Below are 10,838 nucleotides of genomic sequence, written 5' to 3'. Positions count from 1 at the left end.
TGCAAATACGCCGAGCGTTTTTATCAAGGTCTATTGCATGAGAAGCTCTAATCCTGACTGGCTTAGTTTTAGGGGAAGCTTACAGTAATGGAATAACGCTCCTTAAATTTATGGGGATTTCTATTAGTGATTAATATTGCAGGTAATATTTTACCCGCATCCTCGCCATTAATATTATGCCAGGATAATACCTCATCTTCAAAATGTACTCTATTTTTACTTCGTATTACTACAGCATTATTGCCCTCAGCAATCTCGGCCATCCTTTCAAAATTCTTTGATAGTGCTTCACCTAATGGTTCTGACCAACCATAATCAAGAAGATATATATAATAATTCTTACTGGTATCTGCCGGTAAATTTTCTAATGATTGAACATACAAACCCATTCCTCTTCTTTTCACAAAAGATAAGAAAATTATTCTTAAACACTCAGACTTACATATATCGTTATTATTTTATTAGGTACCTTGCGAAATTTGAAAGATTTCCATTTCCCCTCCCTGGTTAATCATACCCATCTGTACCGCTTTTCCTTTCTCCGGTACCTCAATTACAACATCCACATCATGCTGGAAGCTGTTCTCACCTCGAAAGTTCCCCTGTTTGGTAGACTGGAAAATATAAATAAAGGACTTTGCTGGGTGCCGCTCTTTCAGCAGGCGTAGATCATCCAGCGTAAGGCCCAACCGGTTTACACTGTCCAGGAAGATAAAATCATAACTATCCTGGCTATCAGGTAAACTGCCGGTAACGTTCAGGTTAGGGTGCTTCACATTTTGGTCGTTCAGCTTTTCCTGTAGGGTAAAGTCCAGTCCTTCCTCTTTGGGTACATATAATACTTTTCCAAAGTTTCTAGCCAGGTAACCGGCAAAATCTATACACAGGTAGGATTTACCCATTTTGGGTTTACCGAATACCATAGCTGCTAAATTGCTGGATGGGTCGCCTATCAGTTCCAACCACTTGCCAGTAAAGCCCAATTTATTGAACTTCATTTTGGCAAAATCCATAGTGTTTACCACTATTTTCCGGCGGAAGGGCTTCGCTGATACTCTCGGTAGCATCTATGCCATGCAAACCTTTTGAACTGTTCTTCGAGGTGAATGTGATACATCAAAGCACTACAGGTTATAGTGTAACCCATGAAAGAGAAAACAAATACCTCCCTTTAAAGGTCTATACCAAGTGTGATGTATGTGGTCAGCCATTTTCCGGCTATGCCCTTAAAAAGAAAACTAAAAGGACTATTCCTGTCAATTACTTATTATAAATGCCGCACAGATGGATGCAAGTGTAACCAAAATGCAGATAAGTTGCATTTGGTTTATAAAACCTGATGCCCCAATACTATATAAAGGAAAAGCTGTTACCATGTATTTACTACGAACTGGCAAATTATTACCATGAAGCAAGTAAGGGTAGTATAGAGCAAGAACCATTATTAAAGGGGCAGCTTACAGAAATAAACAAAAAGAGTGAGAATATTGAGGTAAGGTACTATGCGTTAGGAGAAATAAACAAGGAAACCTTTGAAAAGTTCCACAACAAGTACCTGGATAAAAGGTATAAAGTCAACAAACTATTGCAGGATTGTGTGGTAAGCATTTCGACCCTAAATGAAAGTATAAATGAAACGGTACTGTTTTCCTGCAAAATCAATCAGGTATGGGACTCCAGCGAAATAGGGGTGAAAGATTTACTGCAAAAACTGATATTTCCAGAGGGGATTTTGTTTGATCGAAGAAAAGAGGCATTTCGATCCATTAAAACCAATTTCATTTTTCAGCTAATTGAGCGCTAGGTAAGCAATACAGACGAAAATGGAAAGGCGACAAACCATCTTACTGATGATTTGTCGCCTTCTGCGGACCGGACGGGACTCGAACCCGCGACCTCCGCCGTGACAGGGCGGCATTCTAACCAACTGAACTACCGATCCTCGAAAATATAGTCAAGATACTTGCTATCTTTCTGTTTCCCAATTCGTTGTGTTCCTCCGTTTTGGGATTGCAAAGATAGCAACAAAGTTTTCATTTTAGCAAATCTTTTTTAAAAAAAAATTTTCAGCCCTATCTTTACACCGTACTTTAACCAATTTAGTCAAATTATGCAATTCCTGGATTTCGAAAAACCTATCGAAAATTTATACGACCAGCTGGCCAAGCTGAAGGAAAATGGTGAAAAGTCAGGCGTAGACGTTTCCGCTACTGTTGCCGAGTACGAAGCTAAAATTGCCAGTACCCGCCAGGAAATCTATGGCAACCTGACCGCATGGCAAAGGGTGCAGCTCAGTCGTCATCCCGATAGGCCCTATACCCTGGCGTATATCGAAAAGATGTGCACCAACTTTGTGGAACTGCACGGCGATCGTAATGTAAAGGATGATAAAGCCATGGTAGGCGGTTTCGCAGACCTCGATGGCGAAACGGTGATGTTCATCGGTCAGCAGAAAGGTGTGAACACCAAAATGCGCCAGCTCAGGAACTTCGGTATGGCTAACCCTGAAGGTTATCGTAAGGCCCTCCGCCTCATGAAACTGGCTGAAAGATTCAACAAGCCAATCGTTACACTGATCGATACCCCCGGCGCTTACCCGGGCCTGGAAGCGGAAGAAAGAGGACAGGCGGAAGCCATCGCCCGCAATCTCTTCGAAATGTTCAAACTCCGCGTTCCGGTAATTTGTATCATCATCGGTGAAGGCGCTTCCGGTGGCGCGCTTGGTATCGGTATAGGCGACCGTGTGCTGATGCTGGAAAACAGCTGGTACACCGTTATCTCTCCTGAAAACTGCTCCACCATCCTCTGGCGCAGCTGGAATTTCAAGGAAAAGGCAGCTGAAGAACTCAAACTCACTTCCGATTACATGGCCCAGTTTGGCCTGGTAGACGGCGTTATCCGCGAACCGCTCGGCGGCGCCCACGTGAACCAGGATGAAATGGCCGATATCCTTAAACAACGTATCAAAAAAGAACTGGCTGAATTGAAGCGAATCGACGCGGATACCCGTATCCAGCAGCGTATAGAGAAATTCTCCAAAATGGGCTTTTTTGAAGAGCAGTAAAAATTTATTTAGAGAAGACAATAAAAAATTAGAATTTCGGGCTCCGAAATTCTAATTTTGTTTTTTCGCAAACACAATCATGGAACAATTAAGAGGCACCGGGGTGGCTTTGGTAACACCCTTTAAAGCAGATGAAAGCATAGACTGGAATGCTTTGGAAAAGCTGATCAACTATGTGATTGATGGCGGAGTGGACTATGTTGTATCCCTCGGTACAACCGGCGAAACTCCAACCCTTTCTTCAGAAGAGAAGCTTGATTTGATGAAGTTTACCTTCGAAAAGGTAGCGAAGCGGGTGCCTGTGGTTGTGGGTATCGGTGACTATAACACAAGAGATGTAGTAAAACGCCTGGAAACCTGCCCGCTGGACGAGGCGGCAGCCATCCTCAGTGTGGCGCCATACTACAGCAAACCTACGCAGGAAGGCATCTACCAGCATTATAAAACCATCGCGGCGGCAGCGCCCAAGCCCATCATTCTCTACAACGTGCCTGGCCGTACCGGCCGGAATATGACCGCGGAAACTACCCTCCGCCTGGCGCATGAAGTAGAAAATATCGCGGCCATGAAAGAAGCTTCCGGCGATATGATCCAATGCATGCAGATACTGCGCGATAAGCCGAAAGATTTCATCGTGGTATCCGGGGACGATGCCCTGGCCCTTGCACAGCTGGCCTGCGGTATGGACGGGGTGATTTCCGTGGCAGCCAATTACTTCGCCACCGACTTCTCCTCTATGGTGAAAGCCGCGCTGAACAACGATTATCCGGCTGCCCGCGCCCTCAATAACAAAATGCAGAAAGGTTTTGACCTCATGTTTTCTGAAAACAACCCTGCCGGTATCAAAGCATTCCTGGCTAACCGCGGCCTCGTGGAAAACTACTTCCGCCTGCCCGTTGTTCCTGCCTCTGAAGGCCTCTACCGCCAGATCGGGGAATATCTCGACAAATACTAAAGGTTACAATGCTTTATATAAAACGGCCTCAATGGACTATCCATTGAGGCCGTTTTCGTATGTTGGTACGGGTAAGAAATGTGTAATCCCGGAAACACTTTGTTTATACCAGGAAGGTAACTCCTTCCTCAGCGATATCCGTATTCGGGAAAATGGGACGTGTTTCCTCCAGGAAGGTGTCCAGCTCGGCATACTTGGAAGAGAAGTGACCTATCAGCAGCCGTTTGACATTTGCTGCCGCCGCTAACGTAGCCGCCTGTACGGAGGTGGTATGGAAGCGCTCCGCCGCCTGCTTTTCCAGGACGTGGAGGTAGGTGGTTTCGTGGTACATCAGGTCCGCCGCGCGCAAATGGGGGATGAGGTTCACATCGTAGATGGTATCGGCGCAATAGACATATCGCTTGCCCTTTTCCGGGGGCAGGGTCACCCAGTCGTTCTTCACCAGGAGGCCGTCTTTCCGCAAATAATCCTCTCCATCCTGCAACTTGCTGTAAAACGCCGCCGGGATCTCATAGGCCTTGGCCTGGTCCGGCAGGAGTTTGCGCTTTTTCTTTTGCAGCTCCACGGAAAATCCGAAGCAGGTGATCCGGTGTTCCGTAGGGAAACACCTGACTGTCAGGTCTTTATCTTCCAGGATGATCCCCGTTTGCCCGGGTTCCAGGGCTACAAACCCCAGTTCAAACCGCAGCGCGGTGCCGGCTACATCCAGCTGCAGCTGCAGGATAAGCTGCAATTCTGCCGGGCCAAATACCGTGAGGGGCTCTGTACGGCCCATGAGGTTGAGGGTGTTCAGCAGGCCGATCAGCCCGAAATAGTGGTCCCCGTGGAGGTGGCTGATGAAAATATACCGGAGTTTACTGCGCCGGATCTTGTATTTCGCAAATTGCAGCTGCGTGCCCTCCCCACAGTCCAGTAGCAGCAGCTGATCATTACACGTAACGATCTGTGCCGTGGGGTGCCTGTCCAGCGTGGGGATGGCCGAGTTATTACCTAAAATCGTTACACCAAACATTAGCGTTATTTACTTGCCTGAAGCTAAATTTATTCCATTCCGTCCAATAATTCCCTTTCCAGCTCTTCCATCATCACCAGGTCGATGGCCTCGGCCATGGTAGGGGCGAAATTGAAGTTTTCCGGGGCGGCCTCTTTCAGTAAAGGTGTTAAAGCACTGTTAAGACCTGTAACCGCACAGGAGCGGTTATTGTCATACATATGGGAATACACTGCTAAAATGGCTTCTACGCCTTCATTCTCAAGTTTTTCGACGAAATGTAAATCCAGTATGAGGTTACGGGTTTCCAGGCCGGGCAGGGTGGTGGCGGTTTCAATAAAGGAAGCTGCCAAATTAGCATCCAAAGCATTCTCTTCTGGACAAAAAACCACTATTTTTTCTTTGGTATCAATTTTGAATTTCATGCGTTGGATCTTGTTTATATTTTAGTAAGAATCAAAAACTGAAACTAATCTGGGACCCGCCTCGAAAAAATACCAGTGAGAGAACGAACAAATACATTTGTTTTTTCGTAGATATTTTTAAAAAGACCCGTACCCAATTCACCCACAAAAATAATGTTATACTATTAAAGTGTAAGATGAAGGAGTATAAAAAGGAATAACTTCAATCCATCAAATTCGCTGTCAAAGGAAATCAGAATTATTCGTTATTATTGTATAAGCATGCCCCCGTAAGGGTTTTTATAATCTAATTTATTCACAATGGACCAGAATTTTTCACCGCAAGTTAAGGAGATCATTTCGTTCAGCAGGGAGGAAGCTTTACGCCTGGGAAATGATTTCATCGGTACTGAACACCTGCTGTTGGGTATTATTCGCGAAGGCGAAGGTACGGCCGTAAAGATTCTGCAAGCGTTAAACGTAGACCTCTACGAACTACGCAAAGAAGTAGAACTGGCTGTAAAGGATAAGACGGGGAAAAATATTGCAAACATCAATAGTTTACCCCTGACCAGACAAGCTGAGAAAGTAATCCGCGTGACGGTGCTGGAGGCCAAAGCCCTCAAGAGCGCTACCGTGGAAACAGAACACCTCATGCTGTCGATCCTGAAAAATAAAGAAAACGTTTGTACACAAATCTTACAACAATTTGACGTGGACTACGATACTTTTAAAAACGAACTGGGCTTTGTAAAATCTGCTGATCCCAAAGCAGAATTTGATGATCCGGGTGAGGAGGAATTTGAAGACGAACGGAAATCCTACGCTTCAAAATCCAAACAAACCAATACCAAATCCAAAACTCCGGTACTGGATAACTTTGGTAGGGACATCACCAAGCTGGCCGAAAGCGGCAGCTTAGACCCGATAGTTGGCCGTGAACAGGAAATTGAACGTGTTTCACAGATACTGTCCCGTCGTAAAAAGAACAACCCAATCCTCATCGGGGAGCCGGGTGTAGGTAAAACCGCCATCGTGGAAGGCCTGGCCCTCCGCATCGTGCAGCGCAAGGTTTCCCGCGTGCTGTTCGACAAGCGCGTGGTGAGCCTCGACCTTGCCGCCCTGGTGGCCGGTACCAAATACCGTGGCCAGTTTGAGGAAAGGATGAAGGCTATCATGAACGAGCTGGAGAAAAACAGGGACGTAATCCTGTTTATCGATGAAATCCATACCATCGTAGGCGCCGGCGGCGCTTCAGGTTCCCTGGATGCCTCCAACATCTTTAAGCCTGCCCTCGCAAGAGGCGAACTCCAATGCATCGGCGCATCCACACTGGATGAATACCGCATGTATATTGAGAAGGACGGTGCGCTCGACCGCCGTTTCCAAAAGGTAATGGTAGAACCGCCAAGTGTGGAAGAAACCATCCAGATCCTCAATAACATCAAGCCTCGTTATGAAGAATACCATAACGTAAGCTATACGGAAGATGCCATCGAAGCATGCGTAAAATTGAGCGATCGTTATATGACGGACCGCCTCCTGCCGGATAAAGCCATCGACGTGCTGGACGAGGTAGGCGCGCGCGTTCACCTGAAAAACATCAATGTTCCGCAGAACATCCTCGACCTGGAAAAACAGATCGAAGATATCAAGCAGGAAAAAAATAAAGTAGTAAAGAGCCAACGCTTCGAAGAAGCCGCTGCGCTGCGCGATACGGAAAAGAAACTGGGCGAAGACCTGGAACGCGCCAAAGCCATGTGGGAAGAAGAAGTGAAGCACAAACGCTACCCAATTGATGAGGAAGCCATTGCGGAAGTAGTGAGCATGATGACCGGTATCCCTGTGAAAAGGATGGTACAGGCAGAAAGCGACAAGCTGCGCCGCATGGGCGAAGACCTGAAAGGCGCCGTGGTAGGCCAGGACGAAGCTATCAGCAAAGTCACCAAAGCTATCCAGCGTAACCGTGTAGGTCTGAAAGATCCTAAAAAACCAATCGGTACATTCATCTTCCTCGGTCCTACCGGGGTGGGTAAAACAGAGCTCGCCAAATCACTGGCCCGCTATATGTTCGACTCCGATGATGCACTGATCCGTATCGATATGAGTGAGTATATGGAGAAATTCTCCGTATCCCGCCTGATCGGTGCGCCTCCGGGATATGTTGGTTATGAAGAAGGCGGTCAGCTGACCGAAAAGGTTCGCCGTAAGCCTTACTCCGTGATCCTCCTGGATGAAATCGAGAAAGCGCATCCGGACATCTATAACCTGCTGTTACAGGTACTGGATGATGGTATCCTCACTGATGGCCTGGGCCGTAAGGTGGACTTTAAAAATACCCTCATCATCATGACCTCTAACATTGGCGCCCGTCAGTTGAAAGACTTCGGAGCAGGCGTTGGTTTTACCACCAGTGCCCGCGCCAGCACAGAAGAGGAGAATACCAAATCAGTAATTGAAAAAGCGCTGAAACGTACCTTCTCTCCTGAGTTCCTGAACAGGATCGATGATGTGATTATATTTAACCAGCTCACCAAAGAGCATATCTATACCATCATCGATATTACGATGAAGAGTGTGCTGAAACGTCTGAACAGCCTGGGCTTCAGCCTGGAACTGACAGACGAAGCCAAAGGATTCCTGGCAGACAAAGGCTACGACCAACAGTTTGGCGCCCGTCCGCTGCACAGGGCTATCCAGAAATACCTGGAAGATCCGCTGGCAGAAGAAATCCTGAACATGAATATTCATGACGGGGATGTACTGGTAGCTGACCTGGACAAAGAAAACCAGAAACTGGTATTTACTTTGAAAAACTCCAGCAAAAGCAAATCAGAAAAATCAGAAGCGTAATCACACTACTGAAATAATAGTGAGAGGGTGTATCCAGGCGATACACCCTCTTTTTTTTGCCGCATGGCAGCGGAACGTTTAAATAAAGTGCAAAGCCTTTTGCAGCCCCGTCAATATTGGCTGTCACACAAAGGGGGAAGTTGATAGGACGTTGCCCTGTGCCGGGCGCAAATAAATTTTTCTCCCCCCCAAAAAAAATTTACCCTGATTTCTTATATGGCATTTTTACTGCAAGTTTCCGGGCGAACAAAATCAAGCAGATATTATGCGAACTGTTCCGTTTAATTTAAATATTAATAAAAAACAGCATAACATTTTAATGTTATGACAAAATATAATATTATAGTAAAAATACATTTGTATTTTATGTTGATTATAACTTGCTCCCTTTTTGAGATGCTTTACAGTAAAGGACTACGCCAAATCCCAGTTAGTTTGTCAGCCTGATTTTTAATTCACATTTTTTCGTATTCCCGTCCCAAACTTAAATGGTATGATCATGCCATTTTCATAGCATACAGATAGTATATTTTTGCATTATATAAGAATATAGACATTAGTCAGTATCGTCTTACAAAACTTATTTATTCAAAAAAGACACCATACTTTAAAGAGCGCCTGAGAAAGAACGTAGTACGATGCGGGAGCAGTATCGGCAGTGGGGGACGGGCAAATTTGTACGCATAGCACTACCAACTGGAAACTTGACAACTAATTCCCTTTATACTAATTAATTTTTATCCGTATATCTATGACTAAAACTCTACAAATCGCGGCTCGCGGTATTCTGTTCGGAGGTCTGGCCTTGTTGGCAACTCAGGCGAACGCACAGTTGAAAATTGGTGCGAATCCGACCAATATCAAGAAGTCAGCGATCCTCGAACTCGAATCAGACCGCCAGGGTTTACTGTTGCCTCGCCTGGCTGATACTACTGCCATCAACGGTTTGTTTGGAACAGACGATACCAACCGTAAGCTGGAAGGTATGATGATTTACCTGACAAAACCAGGTGCGGAAGGCATATATGTTCGCATGAATGGCGGCTGGCATAAACTGGCCCGCGGCGGACAATCCTGGGACGTACTCGGTAATGCGCTGACAGGTATTGCTTCTCCGTTCATTGGTTCTACTGATAATGTGCCTTTCGTTTTGAAAGCGAACAATAAAGTAGGTATGGTTATCGATGACGGTAAAGTAACTGTTTCAAACGGTATCACTATTACCGGCTTGCTGGAGGACTTAACCGCTACATCCGGTATCATGGTCAATCCTACTACCGGTGTTGCATCTTACCGCAACTTTGGGACTGCCGCATTTGTGGACCGTTTCAGCATCAACGGCGACAATACGCCTAACTTCACCATCGCTTCTGCCGATACAAAGAGCTATACTTTCACCGGCAACGGTAGCGGTACGCTCACACTGAATATCAGGAACCAGGACGGTACGGATAACACCGCCGCCGGTTTGCTGACATATGCCGACTGGCAGCGCATCCAGGCTGCTTCCGCGGCTAAAGACCTGCTGACAGGCAACTTTAACAATACCGCCAACGATCAGGGTTTAAGCATTGACAGTACCCAGGCAGGTAAAAAGTTTGTGGTATTGCATGCTGCAGACGGCAGCCACCCGGGTGGCGTATCTGCTTTGCCGCAGAGCTTCGGCGGCGCCAAAACCTTCCTGGATGAGTTGATTGCCAACAGTCTGCTCACCGCTAAAGGTACCGCTAACTTCCAGCAGGATGTAAACGTTACCGGCGCTACTGCACTGACCGGCGCGCTGACTGCTGCAGGTACCGCTACCTTCAACGGCGCTACTACCTTCTCCAACGACGTGACCATGAGCGGCGTGAATACCAATACTTCCACTACCGCTACTGAGTTTGAAGTGCTGTTGCTGGGTAATAACAGCCTGGTAGAAAAGAAATCCCTGCCAGCTTCCGCCTTTACTCCGTTCACCTTCCAGGCGGCGCATACAGGTACTGACCTGAATGTTACCACCGGCACTGATCAGAAAGTTACCATCAGCGTGCCTTATGCCGGCCAGGGTATTACCGGCGGTTTGCTGAACAACCAGACTCAGAGCATCATCGGTGATAAAGCATTTTCTGAAAATATCAGAGTGGCCAAACGTGTACTCGTTGGCGATACTACTACAGCTCCTACTTCTACCTTACAGGTAAACGGTTCCATGGCGCTGCCTATCACTACTGTTAACGGAAGCTACACTGCTACGGTCAACGATTATACGATCGTTGTGAAGCCTAATATGCAATCCATCATCACGCTGCCAAAAGCAAGCGACAGCAAAGGCCGTGTTTACGTGGTTAAGAGAGCCGGCGTTGCATCCGATGGTACTCCTACCCAACAGGATGTGAGCGTTAAATCAAACGGTACCGACAAAATTGAAGACGGTTCCCAAATTGATTTGAATGTACCATGGACCACCATCACCCTCCAGTCTGACGGTGTGGATACCTGGTATATCATTAAGAACTAATCCTACTGATACACCCTGCGGTCATGCCGTATAGGCATGACCGTTACCCCATTTTATTCCAATTTTAAAAG

The 10,838-nt window shown here is 46.4% G+C and carries 9 protein-coding genes and 1 tRNA gene; 5 read left to right on the top strand and 5 right to left on the bottom strand.

The annotated features are described in order from the left end of the window. Positions 1-68: 68 nt before the first annotated feature. The gene (locus BOC67_RS21665) at positions 69-404 is read right to left on the bottom strand and encodes a hypothetical protein (RefSeq protein WP_291913552.1); all 336 of its coding nucleotides are present in this window, start codon (positions 402-404) and stop codon (positions 69-71) included. A gap of 57 nt (positions 405-461) precedes the next feature. Then, the gene (locus BOC67_RS21660; RefSeq protein ID WP_291913549.1) at positions 462-1,013 is read right to left on the bottom strand and encodes a hypothetical protein; all 552 of its coding nucleotides are present in this window, start codon (positions 1,011-1,013) and stop codon (positions 462-464) included. Between the two features lie 326 nt (positions 1,014-1,339). Here BOC67_RS21660 and BOC67_RS21655 point away from each other — a divergent pair, with 326 nt between their 5' ends. Beyond that, positions 1,340-1,804: a hypothetical protein gene (locus tag BOC67_RS21655; protein WP_291913547.1), complete on the top strand. Its 465-nt coding sequence runs from the start codon at positions 1,340-1,342 to the stop codon at positions 1,802-1,804. A gap of 64 nt (positions 1,805-1,868) precedes the next feature. Here the strand turns inward: BOC67_RS21655 and BOC67_RS21650 are convergent. Next, positions 1,869-1,942, bottom strand: a tRNA-Asp gene (locus tag BOC67_RS21650). Positions 1,943-2,110: 168 nt separating this feature from the next. Between BOC67_RS21650 and BOC67_RS21645 the strand changes: the two genes are divergently transcribed. Next, entirely contained in the window at positions 2,111-3,064 is a 954-nt protein-coding gene (locus BOC67_RS21645) for an acetyl-CoA carboxylase carboxyltransferase subunit alpha (RefSeq protein WP_291913545.1), read from the top strand. Between the two features lie 79 nt (positions 3,065-3,143). Next, positions 3,144-4,019 carry a 4-hydroxy-tetrahydrodipicolinate synthase gene (dapA, locus tag BOC67_RS21640; protein WP_291913543.1) on the top strand — a complete coding sequence of 292 codons (876 nt, stop codon included), beginning with the start codon at positions 3,144-3,146 and terminating at the stop codon, positions 4,017-4,019. Positions 4,020-4,122: 103 nt separating this feature from the next. Here dapA and BOC67_RS21635 read toward each other — a convergent pair whose 3' ends face one another. Both BOC67_RS21635 and BOC67_RS21630 read right to left on the bottom strand, forming a co-directional pair. Beyond that, on the bottom strand, positions 4,123-5,031 hold the full coding sequence (locus BOC67_RS21635) for a ribonuclease Z (protein ID WP_291913540.1): 909 nt from the start codon (positions 5,029-5,031) through the stop codon (positions 4,123-4,125). A 29-nt stretch (positions 5,032-5,060) separates the two neighbouring features. After that, positions 5,061-5,435 (bottom strand): hypothetical protein, encoded by a 375-nt coding sequence (locus BOC67_RS21630; protein WP_291913538.1) that lies wholly within the window; start codon positions 5,433-5,435, stop codon positions 5,061-5,063. A 300-nt stretch (positions 5,436-5,735) separates the two neighbouring features. On the opposite strand from BOC67_RS21630, the gene BOC67_RS21625 reads away from it, so the two are divergent. Together BOC67_RS21625 and BOC67_RS21620 are read left to right on the top strand one after the other, a co-directional pair. Then, positions 5,736-8,267 carry an ATP-dependent Clp protease ATP-binding subunit gene (locus BOC67_RS21625; RefSeq protein ID WP_291913536.1) on the top strand — a complete coding sequence of 844 codons (2,532 nt, stop codon included), beginning with the start codon at positions 5,736-5,738 and terminating at the stop codon, positions 8,265-8,267. A gap of 751 nt (positions 8,268-9,018) precedes the next feature. Next, the gene (locus BOC67_RS21620) at positions 9,019-10,767 is read left to right on the top strand and encodes a hypothetical protein (protein WP_291913534.1); all 1,749 of its coding nucleotides are present in this window, start codon (positions 9,019-9,021) and stop codon (positions 10,765-10,767) included. Positions 10,768-10,838 lie beyond the last annotated feature (71 nt).

It is taken from the genome of Chitinophaga sp. CB10, assembly GCA_001870995.2.
In the GTDB taxonomy this organism is placed as follows: domain Bacteria; phylum Bacteroidota; class Bacteroidia; order Chitinophagales; family Chitinophagaceae; genus Chitinophaga.
The sequence above is the reverse complement of the archived record's forward strand: the minus strand, read 5'-3'. Positions and strand labels throughout refer to the sequence as shown.